General features: G+C 67.0%; 18 protein-coding genes. 8 read left to right on the top strand and 10 right to left on the bottom strand.

Annotation, left to right across the window (positions count from 1 at the left end; genetic code table 11):
* Positions 1 to 18: 18 nt before the first annotated feature.
* The 6 genes from WBL06_RS04495 to WBL06_RS04470 form a co-directional block, all read right to left on the bottom strand.
* Positions 19 to 525, bottom strand: coding sequence for a DUF721 domain-containing protein (locus WBL06_RS04495; protein WP_424454777.1), 507 nt, complete (start codon positions 523 to 525; stop codon positions 19 to 21).
* Positions 522 to 1,703, bottom strand: coding sequence for a DNA replication/repair protein RecF (gene recF / locus WBL06_RS04490; protein ID WP_424454776.1), 1,182 nt, complete (start codon positions 1,701 to 1,703; stop codon positions 522 to 524). The genes WBL06_RS04495 and recF overlap by 4 nt, the downstream gene beginning before the upstream one ends.
* The gene (gene gnd / locus WBL06_RS04485; protein WP_424454792.1) at positions 1,700 to 2,584 is read right to left on the bottom strand and encodes a phosphogluconate dehydrogenase (NAD(+)-dependent, decarboxylating); all 885 of its coding nucleotides are present in this window, start codon (positions 2,582 to 2,584) and stop codon (positions 1,700 to 1,702) included. Before gnd ends, recF begins: the two co-directional genes overlap by 4 nt.
* Positions 2,585 to 2,610: 26 nt before the next feature.
* Positions 2,611 to 3,756, bottom strand: a complete 1,146-nt coding sequence (gene dnaN / locus WBL06_RS04480) for a DNA polymerase III subunit beta (protein ID WP_424454775.1) — start codon at positions 3,754 to 3,756, stop codon at positions 2,611 to 2,613.
* 474 nt (positions 3,757 to 4,230) lie between these two features.
* Positions 4,231 to 5,640 carry a chromosomal replication initiator protein DnaA gene (dnaA, locus tag WBL06_RS04475; protein WP_424454774.1) on the bottom strand — a complete coding sequence of 470 codons (1,410 nt, stop codon included), beginning with the start codon at positions 5,638 to 5,640 and terminating at the stop codon, positions 4,231 to 4,233.
* 226 nt (positions 5,641 to 5,866) lie between these two features.
* On the bottom strand, positions 5,867 to 7,114 hold the full coding sequence (locus tag WBL06_RS04470) for an integrase catalytic domain-containing protein (protein WP_424454773.1): 1,248 nt from the start codon (positions 7,112 to 7,114) through the stop codon (positions 5,867 to 5,869).
* A gap of 222 nt (positions 7,115 to 7,336) precedes the next feature.
* Between WBL06_RS04470 and rpmH the strand changes: the two genes are divergently transcribed.
* The 8 genes from rpmH to WBL06_RS04430 are packed head-to-tail and all read left to right on the top strand — an operon-like array spanning position 7,337 to position 12,184.
* A complete protein-coding gene (gene rpmH / locus WBL06_RS04465; RefSeq protein ID WP_191283652.1) occupies positions 7,337 to 7,474 on the top strand; it encodes a 50S ribosomal protein L34 in 138 nt (45 codons plus the stop codon).
* Between the two features lie 27 nt (positions 7,475 to 7,501).
* Positions 7,502 to 7,819 (top strand): ribonuclease P protein component, encoded by a 318-nt coding sequence (rnpA, locus tag WBL06_RS04460; RefSeq protein ID WP_424454772.1) that lies wholly within the window; start codon positions 7,502 to 7,504, stop codon positions 7,817 to 7,819.
* The gene (gene yidD, locus WBL06_RS04455) at positions 7,819 to 8,127 is read left to right on the top strand and encodes a membrane protein insertion efficiency factor YidD (protein WP_424454771.1); all 309 of its coding nucleotides are present in this window, start codon (positions 7,819 to 7,821) and stop codon (positions 8,125 to 8,127) included. The genes rnpA and yidD overlap by 1 nt, the downstream gene beginning before the upstream one ends.
* A gap of 7 nt (positions 8,128 to 8,134) precedes the next feature.
* Complete coding sequence (gene yidC / locus WBL06_RS04450; protein ID WP_424454770.1) at positions 8,135 to 9,109, top strand: membrane protein insertase YidC; 975 nt, start codon at positions 8,135 to 8,137, stop codon at positions 9,107 to 9,109.
* Positions 9,106 to 9,645, top strand: a complete 540-nt coding sequence (locus WBL06_RS04445) for a protein jag (protein ID WP_424454769.1) — start codon at positions 9,106 to 9,108, stop codon at positions 9,643 to 9,645. The genes yidC and WBL06_RS04445 overlap by 4 nt, the downstream gene beginning before the upstream one ends.
* Positions 9,646 to 9,667: 22 nt before the next feature.
* The gene (gene rsmG / locus WBL06_RS04440) at positions 9,668 to 10,294 is read left to right on the top strand and encodes a 16S rRNA (guanine(527)-N(7))-methyltransferase RsmG (protein WP_424454768.1); all 627 of its coding nucleotides are present in this window, start codon (positions 9,668 to 9,670) and stop codon (positions 10,292 to 10,294) included.
* A gap of 58 nt (positions 10,295 to 10,352) precedes the next feature.
* Positions 10,353 to 11,234 carry a ParA family protein gene (locus WBL06_RS04435; RefSeq protein WP_424454767.1) on the top strand — a complete coding sequence of 294 codons (882 nt, stop codon included), beginning with the start codon at positions 10,353 to 10,355 and terminating at the stop codon, positions 11,232 to 11,234.
* Positions 11,234 to 12,184: a ParB/RepB/Spo0J family partition protein gene (locus WBL06_RS04430; protein WP_424454766.1), complete on the top strand. Its 951-nt coding sequence runs from the start codon at positions 11,234 to 11,236 to the stop codon at positions 12,182 to 12,184. The genes WBL06_RS04435 and WBL06_RS04430 overlap by 1 nt, the downstream gene beginning before the upstream one ends.
* Positions 12,185 to 12,268: 84 nt before the next feature.
* On the opposite strand, the gene WBL06_RS04425 is transcribed toward WBL06_RS04430, so the two are convergent.
* The 4 genes from WBL06_RS04425 to trxB form a co-directional block, all read right to left on the bottom strand.
* On the bottom strand, positions 12,269 to 13,222 hold the full coding sequence (locus WBL06_RS04425; protein WP_424454765.1) for a D-alanine--D-alanine ligase family protein: 954 nt from the start codon (positions 13,220 to 13,222) through the stop codon (positions 12,269 to 12,271).
* A 7-nt stretch (positions 13,223 to 13,229) separates the two neighbouring features.
* Positions 13,230 to 14,531: a PLP-dependent aminotransferase family protein gene (locus WBL06_RS04420; protein WP_424454764.1), complete on the bottom strand. Its 1,302-nt coding sequence runs from the start codon at positions 14,529 to 14,531 to the stop codon at positions 13,230 to 13,232.
* Positions 14,532 to 14,713: 182 nt separating this feature from the next.
* Complete coding sequence (gene trxA / locus WBL06_RS04415) at positions 14,714 to 15,040, bottom strand: thioredoxin (RefSeq protein WP_424454763.1); 327 nt, start codon at positions 15,038 to 15,040, stop codon at positions 14,714 to 14,716.
* 63 nt (positions 15,041 to 15,103) lie between these two features.
* Complete coding sequence (trxB, locus tag WBL06_RS04410; protein ID WP_424454762.1) at positions 15,104 to 16,099, bottom strand: thioredoxin-disulfide reductase; 996 nt, start codon at positions 16,097 to 16,099, stop codon at positions 15,104 to 15,106.
* Positions 16,100 to 16,113 lie beyond the last annotated feature (14 nt).

Genomic DNA, 16,113 nt, shown 5'->3' with positions numbered 1-16,113 from the left:
TCGACCAGATTTGCCTTCTCAGCCGTAGGTATCGCGTGGACCGCGCCCCGGAACGGCCTTGGGGCCGTGTTTCCACGAGGGGGCGTGGGGTGCGAGAAAGCGTGTCGACTCGACCCCCGCCGCTGGGAACCGCTCGGCGACGCTGTTCAGTACCGTCGCCGACATGAGACGCAGCTGTTGCGCCCACGCCGTCGAGTCGCATTGAACCGTGAGGATGCCGTCGTCGATTCCCACCGGCGAGGTGTGCGCGGCGGTGTCGGCGCCCACGATCTCGGGCCAGCTGGCGAGCAGCTCCGCGCGTGCCAGCGGCGACTCCCAGCCCCGGGCGGCGGCGATGCCGGCGAGCACATCGCCCACCCCGCGCGGGTCCCGGCCGAGCCCGTAGGGCTCGCTCGCAGCGGCGTCAGCCGCTCGACGCCGGCGGCGACCGTCGGTGCTGCGCAGCTCGGGGTTGCCGAACATCCGGCGCAGTCGCTGATACACCGCGATGTGCTCGGGGGTCGGGTCCGGGGCGTCGCTCGTCACGAGTCCTCCCCAGGTTCCAGAATCTGGCCGGCGCGGATGCGCACGGTGTGCGCGCGGAGCGCTTCGGGCACGTCGTCGAGCACGGCCGCGGTGATGAGCACCTGCTCGTAGTCGCCGATCGCGCCGGCGAGACGGCTGCGTCTCATCTCGTCGAGCTCCGCGAACACGTCGTCGAGGATCACCACCGGATCGCCGAGCGGGGAGTCGGCCCGCAGGGTCGCCGCCGCCGCGAGCTTCAGCGCGAGCGCGAACGACCAGGATTCGCCGTGACTGGCGTAACCCTTCGCGGGGAGTCCGTTGAGCGTCAGGACCAGATCGTCGCGGTGGGGTCCCACCAGGGTGAGACCGCGATCCAGCTCCTGACGACGCACTCGGGCCAGCGCTGCGGTGAACGCCTCGCGCACCTCGGCTGGGGCGAGCGCGGCAGCTGCGGAAGCGGCATCCGCTGCGTCCTCGTCTCCGTCGTCGGCAGCAGAGTCGCCCAGAATGCTCAGCCGTGCCGCCAGGTCGGCGCGATGGTCGTCGCCCGCGATGCGCCGGTAGGCGTCGGCCGCGTGCGGACGGATGCGGTCGATCAGCGCGGAGCGCTCGATGATGATCTGCGAGCCAAGATCAGCGAGCCGGTCGTTCCACACCTCGAGGGTCGAGAGTTGGGACTCCGCCACTCGCGCCGCGCGCACCGACTTGAGCAGCGTCGTGCGTTGGCGCAACACGCGGTCGTAGTCGGCGAGTACGCCGACGAGGCGCGGTGTGAGTTGCACGAGCAGCTGGTCGAGGTACCGTCGCCGGCCACCCGGGTCGCCGCGCACCAGCGCGAGATCCTCGGGTGCGAACAGCACACTCGTGGCGTACCGCGGCAGCTCTCTCGGCTTGGTCGCGACGCGATTGACCTGCGCCCGGTTGGCGGACGAGCGGTTGAGCTGCACCTCGACGAGCACCGAGCGCTCGGCATGATCCAGCCGGGCGCGCACGATGGCCGCATCCTGCCCCGACCGGATCAGGGCCTGGTCGGTGGCCACCCGATGCGACCCGAGCGTGCTCAGGTAACCGATCGCCTCGACCAGATTCGTCTTGCCCTGCCCGTTGCTGCCGACGAAGAGATTCGGGCCCGCCACCAGATCGACCTCGACTTCGCGGTAGTTGCGGAAGTCGGTGAGTGACAGGTGGGTGACGATCACGCCTTGCGGACCGCGTGGCCGCCGAACTGTTTGCGCAGCGCGGCGACGGCCTTCATCGACGGGGAATCCTTCTGGCGCGACACGAATCGTGCGAAGATCGCGGCGCTGATCGTCGGAACCGGAACGGCGAGGTCGAGGGCGTCGTGCACGGTCCAGCGACCCTCGCCGGAGTCTTCGACATAGCCTTCGATGTCGGCGAGCTCCGGATCTTCCTCGAGCGCTTTCACGAGCAGTTCGAGCAGCCAGCTACGAACGACCGTGCCGCGCTGCCACGCCTTGAACACCCCGGGGACGTCATGGATGAGGTCATCCCGTGCGGCCATGAGCTCGAACCCCTCGGCCCAGGCCTGCATCAGTGCGTACTCGATGCCGTTGTGCACCATCTTCGCGTAGTGCCCGGCGCCGGCCGAGCCGGCGTGCACGAACCCCTCATCGCGCGGACCCTCGGGTCGCAGGGCGTCGAAGACCGGCAGCAGCTCCTCGATGTCGTTCGCTTCGCCGCCGGCCATCAGACCGTACCCGTTGGTCAGACCCCAGACCCCGCCCGAGACGCCGCAGTCGACGAACCGGATGCCGGCTTCCGCGAGCTGGGCCGAGTGCACCGCGTCGTCGGTGAACCGGGAGTTGCCGCCGTCGATCACCAGGTCGCCGGGCTCGAGAACGGCGGCGACATCGGTGATCACCTGATCGGTGATCGCGCCCGACGGAACCATGACCCACACGACCCGCGGGGCCGGTAGTGCCGCGGCGAGTGCGACCAGATCAGCGACGTCGGTGACCTCGGGATTCGGGTCGTACCCGGTGACCTCGATGCCCGCGCGCCGAAGGCGCTCGCGCATGTTGCCGCCCATTTTTCCGAGCCCGACGAGGCCGATGTGCATCGTGGTGGCCATGACCGACTCTCGATTCAGCGCAGCAGCAGATTCGGCTGCAGAAGGTACTTGTAGTTGTCGGCGCCGGGCTGTTCTTTCGACGATTGACTCGTGATGAGCACCGGACCCGGCTTGTTCGGGTTGTCGGTCTTGGTGAACGAGATGCGAACATACTCGGAGTGAACGGCGCCGAGACCGTCGAGCAGGAACGCCGGCTTCAACGATACGACCGTATCTTCGCCGTGCAGGTGCGCCTCGATCGTCTCCTGCGCCTGAGCCTGCTCGGCGCCGGTTGCCTCGAGCGTCACGCCGTCGATCGAGAACGAGAACCGCAGCGCGGCCTCACGCTCGAGCACGAGCGACACGCGTCGGGTGGCCTCGATCAGCTCGGCCGTGTTGACGACCGCGTAGTTGTCGACCGTCTCGGGGAACAGCCGCTTCACCGGCGGAAAGTTGCCCTTGATGAGCAGTGAGGTGACGGTCTTCTTGTCGGCGCTGAACGCGATCAGCTCGCGGTCGTCGCCGCGAGCGATGGTCACCGAGACCGTGCCGCTGTGCGCGAAGGTCTTGCCGATCTCGGCCAGCGTGCGAGCCGGGATGAGCGCTGCGGTTCCCTCGGCGGTGGTCGATCCGGAATCCCAATCGATCTCGCGCACCGCGACGCGATAGCGGTCGGTCGCCACGAGGGAGAGGCTGTTGTCGCCGACCTCGAGTTGCACCCCGGTGATGACGGGGGTGACGTCGTCGCGCGAGGCCGCCACGGTGACTTGGGCGACGGCCGCAGCGAAATCTTCGGCGGGGAGAACTCCGGTGCGCTCCCCCACCTGCGGCAGCGTCGGGTACTCCTCGACGGGCATGCTGCCCAGCGTGAACTTCGCCGACCCGCACTGCACGGCGATCTTGCCGTCGATGGTGGAGAACTGAACCGGAGCGTTGGGCAGTCGGCTGGCGATCTCGGCCAGCAGGCGTCCCGAGACCAGCGCACTGCCGGCATCCTGCACGTCGGCGGCGATCTCGGCACGCGACGACACCTCGTAGTCGAACGACGAGAGCACGAGGGTGCCCTCGGTCGCTTCGAGCAGCACACCGCTCAGGATGGGCTGGGTCGTGCGCTGGGGCAGCAACTTGACCGCGAACGACACAGCCTCGCTGAAGACGTCCCGATTGACCTGGAACTTCACGAAGGACTCCTTGTCCAGACTGCTGGCTGTTTCACGGCGGCGACTAATTCGGTTCCCCGGGCGACACCCCGGTGGGCCAGGATTTCACATCGATCCTGGCACAGGAAGAGGCAAGCGGTTTCTGATCGGATGCGGGCGCAGCAAGGTTGTCGAGCATGAGAAGAGGGAAGAGAGAGTTAATCCTCTTAACCGATGCTCACATGTGGATAACCCGTCCGGAGCCGAGTCAGGTGTAGGGAACTACACGCGTGTGAGATGAAGACGAGCTGTGGATGAAGGGGGGCCGATCGGTGGACAACGCGATGAGGTGACCGGCCGCTCCACAGTGCCGCCCGGAGCTTTCCACACATCATTCCCGCTCTACGGGCGAGTTATCCACAGGTTGTCCACAGGATGTGCAATCACGACCTTTTGTACGGATTCGTCTAGTCCCCCGTTCGGGGGTGGGACGACTCTTTCCGTCCCGGAACGGGGTCAGAGCTTGTTGAAACGCTGATTCTGCTTGATGCGACTCGTGAGCTCCGTCACCTGGTTGTAGATCGAGCGACGTTCCTTCATGAGCTCGCTGATCTTCTTGTTGGCATACATGACGGTCGTGTGATCGCGGTTGCCGAAGAGCTGGCCGATCTTCGGCAGCGACAAATTGGTGAGCTCGCGGCAGAGATACATCGCGATCTGTCGCGCCGTCGCGACGGCCTGCGAGCGACTCGAGCCGTAAAGGTCGTCGACCGACAGTTTGAAGTAGTCGGCGGTGTGGTTGATGATGTCGACCGGAGCGATGACGTTGTCCTCGTCGAGGGTGATGAGGTCTTTGAGCACCGTCTGAACGAGTTGGAGATCGACGGGTGTGCGGTTGAGGCTCGCGAACGCCGTGACGCGAATGAGCGTTCCCTCGAGTTCCCGGATGTTGCTCGACACCTTCGTCGCCATGAACTCCAGGATCTCGTCCGGCACCTGAAGCTTCTCGCTCTGCGCCTTCTTTCTCAGGATCGCGATTCGCGTCTCGAGGTCGGGTGCCTGCACGTCGGTGATGAGACCCCACTCGAATCGCGACCGCATGCGGTCTTCGAAGCCGGTGAGGAACTTGGGTGCCACGTCGCTCGTGATGACGACCTGCTTGCTGTGGTCGTGCAGGGTGTTGAAGGTGTGGAAGAACGCCTCCTGGGTCTCCACCGCGCGCTGAAGGAACTGAATGTCGTCGATGAGCAGGATGTCGATCTCGCGGTAGCGCGATTGGAAGGCCGACGCCCGGTTGTTCTGGATCGAGTTGATGAAGTCGTTCGTGAACTCTTCACTCGACACGTAGCGAACACGGATGCCGGTGTAGAGGTTCTCGGCGTAGTGACCGATGGCGTGCAACAGGTGGGTCTTTCCCAGACCGGAGTCGCCGTAGATGAACAGCGGGTTATAAGCCTTCGCCGGTGCCTCGGCGACCGCGACCGCGGCCGCGTGGGCGAAGCGGTTCGATCCGCCGATGACGAAGTTGTCGAAGTTGTACTTGGGGTTCAGGCGCGAATCCCCGCGCCGGCTGTTGATCTCGCCGATCGTCGTGGTCGGGTCGGGAGCGGCGACCGGGAGGTCGTCGCTGAAGTCGTCGACGGCGGCGAGCGTCGCGGCTTGCATCTCAGGGTTGACGACGATGGCGAAATTGACGACGTCCTCCGCCGCCCCGGTGATCGCCTCGATTAGCGGAACCCGGATGCGCTGCTCGAGCATCCCGCGGGTGAGCTCGTTCGGCACCTCGAGGTAGAGAACGCCGTTCAGAACGCCCTTCGGCTCGACGAGGTTCACGAACCCGTGCAGTTGCGGCGTGATCCTCTCGTCGGCGCCGAGCTGCGCGAGCACTGATGACCAGAGGTCTCGGGTCGGATCGGATTCGCTCATGCCTTCATCCTGGAACGCGGGAACAGTTGTGCACAGGGTTATCCACCGGCCTGATTCCTGTGGACGACGGGCGCTTCGTTCCGTGGGACGGGTGCGAACGACAGCAGTTCACCTTAGTTCTCGCACGCTGCGCGCCGTCAACCGGTCCGCACGTCGAGGTGCCTCACGTAGGAATGCCCGCGAAATGGTTCCCGTGCCTCACGTAAGTATGCCCGCGAATCCGGGGTCAGCTCGCGGGGCGTAGCCGGACGCCGCTGGAGGTGTCCGGCAGGGGCGAGGCCGACTCGGCTTGGAGGGCGAGGGTCTGGTCGCGGGCGAGGCCGGTGAGCCGGTCCTGGAGGGACTGGATGCGGCGGGCGAGCTCGGCGGGGTTGAGCCGGTCGCGCCGTTCGCGCAGCTCGGCCTCCTGCGCCGCAGAGAGGACTCCGGCGGCCAGGAGACGGTCGAACGGGGTCTTCGGGTCGTCGTAGAGACGCTTGCGTCGCCCGGCGGCGTCGGTCGACCAGTCGGTGGGCTTCTTCGTCGGGGTGAAGTAGTTCAGCCGGTCGTTCACCAGCGGCCAGAGCTGGTTGAGCAGGGTCAGCGCCTCGGGTGTGTCGTAGCGCCAGTAGAACGCGTAGCGGCGCACGAGGTGGTTGTTCTTCGACTCGATGGTGGCCTGGTCGTTCTTCTTGTAGGGGCGAGAACGGGTGAAGAAGATCTTCCGGTCGGCAGCCCAGCCGATCACGTCGTGGTTGATGAACTCGCCGCCGTTGTCGAAGTCGAGCCCGGTGACCTCGAACGGGACGTGCTCGACCGCGTGCTGGAGAGCGGCAAGGACGTTCAGGTGGGCGTTGTTGCGGGTGGAGCGGGTCGTTACCCACCCGGTGCGCATGTCGGTGAGGTTCACCGTCCGGCAGAACTCGCCCTTGAGCGTCGGCCCGCAGTGCGCGACGGTATCGCCCTCGAAGAACCCCGGGGAGTCTTCGACCTCGTCGCCGGCTTTGCGGATCGTGATCGAGGAGCGCAGCAGCGGCGACGGGCGCGTCGTCGAGATGCCCCGGAGCGGGTCTTTCGATCTCGCGGGGGCGAGGTAGCGGTCGATCGTCGCCGGGCTCATCGCCTCCAGCTCGGCCCGCACCGAGGTGGAGTAGCGGGCCTTGCCAGGCACGAGCTCCCCGTGGCGCTCCAGCGCGTCCAGCAGCACCGGCATCGCCACGGCCAGGTACTTCCCGCACTCGAACCCCGCGAACGCCCACACCCGCTGCAGCGTCTTCGTCGCGTCGTAGGAGTACTTCCGCTCCCTCGGTTTGCGGGCCGCCGCCTTCACTGCCCGCGGACGTGCTGCGGCGGCCTTAGCAAGCCGACGACGCGCGTTGTCACGCGACCAGCCCGTGACCGCGATCACCTCGCCCAACAGCCGGCCCTTGTCCTTCTTCGACGCCCTCGCATACGCCCTGGCGTACTTCGCCGTGATCTCCGCTCTCGCAGCCATCGACAACCTGCTTCCCATACCTCGGATCGTGCCCGCCGTTCGCGGGCAATTTCATCTGAGGCACGGGGAACCCTTCGCGGGCATTTTTCGTGAGGCACGTCGCACGTTTGCACAGGGGCTGAGCTGCCCGTATCTTTAATCAGTTCACCCGCGTGCCGCGCGGGACTACCCTGATCTTCCCGACCTCCGTTTCGTCACGGCCGTCGGGCGTGGAGACCAATCATGACCAAGCGAACCTTCCAGCCCAACAACCGGCGCCGCGCCAAGGTGCACGGCTTCCGTCTGCGCATGCACACGCGCGCCGGCCGTGCCATCCTGGCCGCCCGACGTCGCAAGGGGCGCACCGAGCTCTCCGCGTAAGAGCCCGTGCTCGCCAGGGCGAACCGGGTGGTCCTCCCTGCGGACTTCCGCGCCGCGGTGCGTCGCGGGCGTCGAGCCGCGACGTCGACTGCCGTGTACTACCGCCTTCCCACAGACCCCGCAGCGCCGATGCGCTTCGGGGTCATCGTGTCGAAGGCGGTCGGCAACGCGGTGGATCGCAACCGGGTGAAGCGGCGCCTCCGAGCGCTGGGACGCCAGGTCGTCGACTCCGGCGGCCACGGTGAGGATGTCGTCATCCGAGTGCTCCCCGGAACCGCGCAGCGCTCCTGGGATAGTCTCTGGGCCGACATGCACGACGTGCTCGACTCCCCCGCGATGACCTGATGGCTGTGCTCACTTTCCTCTGGCTGCTTCCACGCAACATCTGCGTGCTCATCCTGCGCGCGTATCGTGCCGTCATCTCGCCCCTCTATGGTGACGTCTGCCGCTACTACCCCAGCTGTTCCGCCTACGCTCTGGGTTCGATTCAGCAGCACGGCGTGATCAAGGGCGTGGCCCTCGGCTCCTGGCGCCTCGTGCGCTGCCACCCGTGGGCGAGGGGCGGCGTCGACGACGTCCGGCCACGCCGTGTTCCCCGCTACCGCATCACCGAATTCGGCTTCGTCCTCCCGACGGGCTACGGAAAGGTCTGACACCTCAGTGGACATCTTCGCCTTCTTCAATACCCTGCTGTGGCCGATCAAGCAGGCCATCGAAGCGATCCTCGTCGGCTTCCACACGCTGCTGACCGCCCTCGGGATGGACTCGGGTGCCGGGCTCACCTGGGTGCTGTCCATCGTCGGACTCGTTCTCGTCGTGCGCGCGGCCCTCATCCCGATCTTCGTGCGGCAGATCAAGAGCCAGCGCAAGATGCTCGAGGTCGCCCCGCAGCTCAAGAAAATCCAGGACAAGTACCGCGGCAAGCGCGACCAGTTCTCGCGCGAGGCGATGCAGCGCGAGACGATGGATCTCTACAAGAAGGCCGGCACCAACCCCTTCGCCTCGTGCCTGCCGCTGCTCATCCAGATGCCGATCTTCTTCGGGCTCTTCACCGTGCTCAACGAGGCCAACCAGGGTCGCGCCGGAGTCGGGCTGCTCAACCAGCAGCTGGCGACGGAGTTCGGCAAGGCGTCGCTGTTCGGTGTCGCGCCGCTCCACGACAGCATCCAGAGCGCCGCCGCGCAAGACCCGGTCGAGGTCGTCGTCATCGTCATCGCGGTCGTCATGGTCATCCTCATGACGGCGTCGCAGTTCATCACGCAGCTGCAGATCATGTCGAAGAACCAGTCGCCCGAGATGAAGGCCAGCCCGATGTACCGGCAGCAGCGCATCCTGCTGTACTTGCTGCCGCTGGTGTTCGCGTTCTCGGGCTTCGCCTTCCCCATCGGCGTCATGTTCTACTGGCTCACCTCGAACTTCTGGACGATGATCCAGCAGTTCATCGTCATTCGGAACATGCCGACGCCCGGCAGCGAGGCGGCTCTCGCTCGCGAAGCGCGCCTGGCGAAGAAGCGTCGCGCGAGCATGACCGAGGATGCCGCGATGCTGGAGGAGATCGTCGAAGAACCCAAGAAGGTCCAGCGGCAGCAGCCGGTGGGTAAGAACCGATCGAAGAAGCAGGGCGGCCGCCGATGAGCGACACGACAGAATCCCCCACCGTCGAAGAGAATCCGTCGGAGGTTGACGGGCACGCCGATCAGGCAGAGCCGACGGAGCAGGACGTCATCGACGAGGGCGACGCGGCTGCCGATTACATCGAGGAACTGCTCGACATCGCCGACATCGACGGCGACATCGACATCGACGCACGGGGGGGCCGGGCCTACCTGTCCGTCTCGGCGACGGCCGACTCCAACCTGCGGCTGCTCTCGAAGCCCGACACTGTCACCGCGCTCCAGGAACTCACCCGCCTCGCGGTGCAGAACCGCACCGGCCGGTTCTCCCGGTTGATCCTCGACATCGGCGGGTCGCGAGATGCACGCGCCGACGAACTCGCTGCCTTGGTCGAGCACGCGATCACCCGCCTCGAGGGTGGGGCCGCGACAGCCTCCCTGCCTCCGATGTCGAGCTACGAGCGCAAGCTGGTGCACGACCTGGTGGCCGAGCGCGGCTTTACCTCGGAGTCCGAGGGCGAAGGTCGCGATCGCCACACGGTCATCCGCGCGAAGTGACGCCACTGTTTCACGTGAAACATTGACGGTCGAAGAAGAGCCTCCGTACGCTGCGGCGCTCTTCGGCGACCACATCGACGTGGCGCGCGCGTTCACGGCCGACCTCGCCGAGTACGGCGAACCGCTCGGGCTGATCGGCCCGCTCGAGGTCGAGCGCCTCTGGTCGCGGCACGTCGTCAACTGCGCGCTTGTCGCCCCGCTCCTACGTCCCGGCCTCGTCGGAGACGTCGGCAGCGGTGCCGGCCTGCCGGGACTCGTACTCGCGATCGCCCGACCCGACGTCGAGTTGGTGCTCATCGAGCCGATGGAGCGTCGCACGGACTGGCTTTCCGCGGAGGCCGATCGTCTCGGCTTGGAGAATGTCACCGTGCTGCGCGGCCGGGCGGAGGACATCCATCCGGATCCCTTCCTCGATCAGGTCACGGCCCGCGCGGTGTCGGCTCTGAGCAAGCTCGTTCCGCTCTGCGCGCCCCTCGTGAAGCCGGGCGGCGAGCTGCTCTTCATGAAGGGCGCCCGAGTGCAGGACGAGATCACCGCGGCCGAGAAGGCGTTCCGCAAGGCCCGCGTCCGCGACCTCGAGGTGCTCGTGCTCGGCGAGGGGATCGTGCCCGAGGTGACCCGAGTCTTTCGGGCTAGGGTGGGTCACTGATCTTCCGAGTCTCCCGACGCGATGTTTCACGTGAAACAACGAAAGGCCAGTCCCACCAGTGAGCAGTTTCGACCCCACGACCCCTCTCGCCCAGGAGGTCGCCGAGCTCACCCGCCGCAGGCTCGCGCTCGCCGACGCCCAGCTTCCCGTTCCGGCCAAGACCCGCATCATCACGGTCGCCAACCAGAAGGGCGGGGTCGGCAAGACCACGACGACCGTCAACCTGGCCGCGGCGCTGGCGCAGGGCGGCGCCCGGGTACTGGTCGTGGACCTGGACCCACAGGGCAACGCCTCGACCGCCCTCGGGGTCGAGCACCGCGCCGAAGTCGAGAGCGTGTACGACGTCATCGTCGGCGACGCTCCCGTGCGTGACGCCGTGCAGCAGAGCCCGGAGTTCCCCGGCCTCTGGTGCCTGCCGGCGACGATTCATCTCGCGGGCGCCGAGATCGAGCTGGTCTCCCTCGTCGCGCGCGAGCAGCGACTGCGCACCGCCCTCGACGCCTACCTGGGCGAGGTCGACGAGATGTACCACTACGTGTTCATCGACTGTCCGCCCTCGCTCGGGCTGCTCACCATCAACGCCTTCGTCGCGGCGCAAGAGGTGCTCATCCCGATCCAGTGCGAGTATTACGCCCTCGAAGGGCTGAGCCAGCTGCTCGACAACATCAAGCTCATCCAGCGGCACCTCAACCCGAAGCTCGCGATGTCGACGATCCTGCTGACCATGTACGACGCCCGTACCAACCTCGCGAATCAGGTGGTCGACGAGGTGCGCGAGCACTTCCCGGCGGAGACCCTGACCACCCTCATCCCCCGCTCCGTGCGCATCTCGGAGGCGCCGAGCTACGGGCAGAGCGTCATCACCTACGACGGCAACTCCCCCGGTTCGCTGTCGTACCGCGAGGCTGCGTCGGAGATCGCACACCGGAGTGTCGTCTGATGGCCCCCCCGAAGCGCACCGGCCTGGGCCGCGGAATCGGCGCCCTCATCCCGACCGGCCCTGACGAGGCAACCGAACATGATCGCCCCGTCGACGTCTTCTTCGGGTCTGACTCCGACCTCGTCGCCGTACCCGGCGCACGGCTCGCCGACCTCGAGCTCAGCGACATCGTGCCGAACGCGCAGCAGCCCCGCGTGGAGTTCGACGCCGACGCGCTGCAGGAACTCGTCGTGTCGATCCGCGAGTTCGGCGTGCTCCAGCCGATCGTCGTGCGACCGCGGGCGGGAGCCGCCGCCGGGGAGCCGCAGTACGAGCTCATCATGGGCGAGCGCCGCTTTCGGGCGTCGAAGGCCGCCGGCCTCGATCGCATCCCGGCTGTCGTCAAAGACACCGCCGACGAGGCGATGTTGCGCGACGCCCTGCTGGAGAACATCCACCGCGCTCAGCTCAACCCGTTGGAAGAGGCGTCGGCGTACAAGCAGCTGCTCGAAGACTTCGGCATCACGCAGGAGCAGCTCGCCGACCGCATCGGTCGGTCGCGCCCGCAGATCACCAACACCATCCGGCTGCTGCGGCTGCCGCAAGGCATTCAGTCGAAGGTCGCCGCGGGGGTGCTCTCGGCCGGCCATGCCCGGGCGATCCTCTCGGTGGGTGACGAGGATGCGATGCGGAAGCTCGCCGACAAGATCATCAACGAAGACCTCTCGGTGCGCGCCGCCGAAGCGGCGGCCGGCGTGATCTCCCCGCCGAAGCCGAAGGTGGGCAAACCGGTCGCCGGCAAGCGTCAGCAGCACCTGGGTGAACTCGCCGAACGCCTGGGCGACAAGCTCGACACGCGCGTGAAGATCGCGCTCGGCGCCTCGAAGGGCACGATCACGATCGACTTCGCCACCGTCGCCGACCTACGTCGCATCTTCGACGAGCTCGGGGTCGACTCCTCCGTTGGGTGACCGACTTCGGTGGTTGAGTAGCCGCGAAGCGGCGTGTCGAAACCAAGCCGCGCGATCTCGACACGCGCCTGCGGCGCTACTCGATCACCGAGAAGCGGTCAGTGAGGCTTCTGCGAGGCGGGTGTAGATCCAGCCGAGGTCGTGGCCGGCGGCTTCGAGCGCCTGCGGCAGCAGCGAGGTCTCGGTAAGCCCGGGCAACACATTCGCTTCGAGGAACCACGGAGTGCCGGCCCCGTCGATGATCAGGTCGACGCGAGACAGGTGCCGCATTCCGAGGGCGACGTGGGCGTTGACGGCGGCCTCGGCGGCACGTGCGGCGACCTCGTCGGAGAGTCGGGCCGGCGTGTAGAACCGCGTTTCGCCGGCGTTGTAGCGCGCCTCGAAGGAGTAGACGCCCGACAGTGGCTCGATCTCGACGGCGGGCAAGGCGACGGGTCCGTCGCCGGTGTCGATCACCCCGACCGCGATCTCGGTGCCGGTGATCTGTTGCTCGACGAGCGCGACATCCCCGTAGGTGTACGCCTCGACCATCGCACGGGGCATCGCCTCATGATCGGTGACGATCGTGACGCCCTGAGCTGAACCGCCCTGTGCCGGCTTCACGACCAGCGGCACCGGCAGCTCGTCATCGATCGCGGCGAAGATCGCGTCGGCGCCGAGTTCACGGAAGGCGTCGCGCCCGAGGGTGATCGAACGCGGAGTCGAGACACCCGCCCGTTCGACGATGATCTTTGCGGTGGGCTTGTCCCACGCGAGCCGGGCGGCGGACGACGACGACCCGACGAAGGGAACGCCGAGGAACTCCAGGAGGCCCCGCAGGGCGCCGTCTTCGCCGCTCGCTCCGTGCAGGGCCGGCCACACCGCATCCGGGCGGTTGTCGCGCAGGTAGGCGAGCAGTGTGGCGTCGGGGTCGCGCAGTTCGACCTCGAGCCCGTGTTCGAGCAGGCTGTCGGCGACACGTCGGCCGCTGCGCAGCGATACGTCGCGTTCGTGGGAGATGCCGCCGGCCAGAACGACGACGCGCTTCAGTGCGGTCACGGGGCACTCACCCGGCGAACGGGGGCAGAACGCCCTCGGGCTCGGAGGGAAGTGTGCTCAGCGGACCGGTCTGCTGGAACTCGTTGAGCAGAGCGAGCTCGCCGTTGATGACGATCGCGAGCCGCCGGATGCCTTCGCGGATGAAGTCGGGCGTCGGGTAGCAGAACGACAACCTCATCGCGTTGCGACCCGACCCGTCGGCGTAGAACGCCGTTCCGGGTGTGTAGGCGACGAGCTCTTTGACGGCGCGGGGCAGCATCGCCTTCGAGTCGAGGTGATCGGGCAGGCGCAACCAGACGTAGAAGCCGCCGGAGGGCACCGTCCACGACAGCGTCGGCAACTGGTCGGCGAGGGCCGAGAGCATCGCATCCCGGCGTTCGCGGTAGACGTCGCGGAAGGTGTCGATCTGGCCTTTCCAATCGGCCGACCCGAGGTACTCCGAGATGACGGTCTGCGAGAACGACGAGGGCGAGAGTACCGCAGCCTCGTTGGCGAGAATGAGTTTCTCTCGGATCGCGTGGGGGGCGACGGCCCAACCGACTCGGAAGCCCGGCGCGAGGGTCTTCGAGAAGGTGCCGAGGTAGATCACCCCGTCTTCTTCGACCGATCGCATCGCGTGGGGCGGCGGCTGGTCGAAGTAGAGCAGCCCGTAGGGGTTGTCCTCCAGCACGAGGATGTCGTTCTGCCGCGCGATCTCGAGGATCTCCATGCGGCGCTCCCACGGCAGGGTCACGCCCATCGGGTTGTGGAACGACGGGATCGTATACAGGAACTTGATGGTCTTGCCGGCCGCGCGCACCCGGGTGATCGCTTCGCGGAGAGCCTCGGGCTGAAGGCCCTGGTCATCCATCGGCGCGTGTACGACCTCGGCCTGGAACGACTTGAACACCGTGATCGCCGTCACGTACGACGGGCCCTCGGCGAGCACGACGTCGCCCGCGTCGAGGAACAGCTTCGCGACCAGCTCGAGCGCGTGCTGCGACCCGGTCGTGACGACGATGTCGTCGACGCCGGCATGGATGCCTTCGAGCGCCATGACGTCGAGGATCTGCTCACGCAGCGCCGGCATCCCCTGGCCCGAGCCGTACTGCAGCGCGGTCGCACCGCGGTCGCGCACCGTGCGCTCGACAGCGCCGGTCAGCAGGTCTTGCGGGATGGCGGACACGAACGGCATCCCGCCGGCCAGCGAGACCACCTCCGGGCGGCTGGCGACGGCGAACAGGGCACGGACCTCGGAGGCCGACAGGCCGGCCGTACGGGCGGCATACAGCCCGTACCACGGATCCATGTTGTTGCCCTGCGTCTGCATAACCATCGAGGGTACCCGTGGATCGGCGCCGCACCCCGCCGCCAAACGGGAGAGGGTGGCTGCTCCATCCGCGACTTTTCGCGCGGACCCGACGTCAATCCGCGCGAAAAGTCACGGATGGATGGCGAAGGGCTCGCCTCCTACCGGAGACGAGCCCTTGAAAAAGCCTGATCAGAGCGCGGTTAGGCCAAGAACTCCGCCAGGTCGGCCTCGAGCGCCGGCTTCGGCTTCGCGCCGATGACGCGCTTCACGACCTCGCCGTTCTTGAAGACGTACATCGCCGGGATCGACGTGATGCCGTACTTCTCGGCCGTGGCCGGGTTGTCGTCAACGTTGAGCTTCACGATCGAGAGCTTGTCGGCGTGCTCTTCGGCGATCTTGTCGAGAATGGGCGAAACGGCGCGACACGGGCCGCACCACTCGGCCCAGAAGTCGACCATGATCGGCTTGTCGGAGTTGAGCACGTCGGCCTCGAACGAGGCGTCGGTCACATCCTTGGCGCTGGACATCTTTTTCCTTCTTCCTTCTTCAGGTCTGGTGAGCACAACCGCGCTGCGCGGCCGGGCATTCCACTAAACGGTCGCGGCGGCGGGAACCGGCGCACCGGGCTCACGGGGATCTCCCCCGGCACGCACGAGCACCTCGTTCGGTAACGCGGCGAGGAAGTGCTCGGCGTCGAGGGCGGCGACCGTGCCGGAACCCGCGGCCGTGACGGCCTGCTTGTACGTCGGGTCGACGACATCGCCGGCCGCGAAGACTCCCGGAATGTTGGTGCGCGACGACCGGCCGTCGACGGCGATCGTGCCTTCGGCGGTGAGGTCGAGCTGCCCGTGCACGAGGTGCGTACGGGGATCCGCGCCGATCGCGACGAACACGCCCTGCACATCGAGGGTCGTCTCGGTGTCGTCGACGGTGCTGGTCAGCCCGATGCCGGTGACCTTTTCGTCGCCGTAGATGTGGGCGACTTCCAGGTTCCAGAGAATCTGGATCTTCGGGTCGGCGAACGCCCGGTCCTGCATCGCCGCGGAAGCGCGAAACGCGTCGCGTCGGTGCACGAGGTAGACGACGTCGGCGAATCGGGTCAGGAAGGTGGCCTCTTCCAGCGCCGAGTCGCCCCCGCCGATCACGGCGACCTTCTTCTGCTTGAAGAACGCCCCGTCGCACGTGGCGCACCACGAGACGCCGTAGCCCGAGAGGCGGGTCTCGTCGGCGAGCCCGAGTTTGCGGTACTCCGAGCCGGTCGCGTAGATCACCGTGAGGGCCTCCTCGACGGTGCCGTCTCCGCGATGGATCCGCTTCACCTCGCCGGCGAGCTCGAGCTTCGTGACGTCGTCGTAGACGATCTCGGCGCCGAAGCGCTCCGCCTGCTCCTGCATCTTCATCATCAGGTCGGGGCCCATGATGCCCTCGGGGAATCCGGGGAAGTTCTCGACCTCGGTGGTCTTCATCAGCTCGCCCCCGAACTCGACGCTCGAGGCGATCACCAGCGGTTTCAGGTTCGCGCGCGCGGCGTAGATCGCGGCGGTGTAGCCCGCCGGTCCCGAGCCGATGATCACGATCTGGCGCATTGCGATTCCTGCCT

Source organism: Pseudolysinimonas sp. (genome assembly GCF_049651805.1).
In the GTDB taxonomy this organism is placed as follows: Bacteria; Actinomycetota; Actinomycetes; order Actinomycetales; family Microbacteriaceae; genus Pseudolysinimonas_A.
The sequence above is the reverse complement of the archived record's forward strand: the minus strand, read 5'-3'. Positions and strand labels throughout refer to the sequence as shown.

Bases quoted from the DNA above. Each gene is read 5' to 3' on its own strand.
- dnaA (WP_424454774.1), bottom strand. From the start codon at position 5,640: ATGAGCGAATCCGATCCGACCCGAGACCTCTGGTCATCAGTGCTCGCG.
- rpmH (WP_191283652.1), top strand. From the start codon at position 7,337: ATGACCAAGCGAACCTTCCAGCCCAACAACCGGCGCCGCGCCAAGGTG.
- WBL06_RS04445 (WP_424454769.1), top strand. From the start codon at position 9,106: ATGAGCGACACGACAGAATCCCCCACCGTCGAAGAGAATCCGTCGGAG.
- trxB (WP_424454762.1), bottom strand. From the start codon at position 16,099: ATGCGCCAGATCGTGATCATCGGCTCGGGACCGGCGGGCTACACCGCC.
- WBL06_RS04470 (WP_424454773.1), bottom strand. From the start codon at position 7,114: ATGGCTGCGAGAGCGGAGATCACGGCGAAGTACGCCAGGGCGTATGCG.
- WBL06_RS04420 (WP_424454764.1), bottom strand. From the start codon at position 14,531: ATGCAGACGCAGGGCAACAACATGGATCCGTGGTACGGGCTGTATGCC.
- trxA (WP_424454763.1), bottom strand. From the start codon at position 15,040: ATGTCCAGCGCCAAGGATGTGACCGACGCCTCGTTCGAGGCCGACGTG.
- gnd (WP_424454792.1), bottom strand. From the start codon at position 2,584: ATGCACATCGGCCTCGTCGGGCTCGGAAAAATGGGCGGCAACATGCGC.
- yidD (WP_424454771.1), top strand. From the start codon at position 7,819: ATGGCTGTGCTCACTTTCCTCTGGCTGCTTCCACGCAACATCTGCGTG.
- WBL06_RS04430 (WP_424454766.1), top strand. From the start codon at position 11,234: ATGGCCCCCCCGAAGCGCACCGGCCTGGGCCGCGGAATCGGCGCCCTC.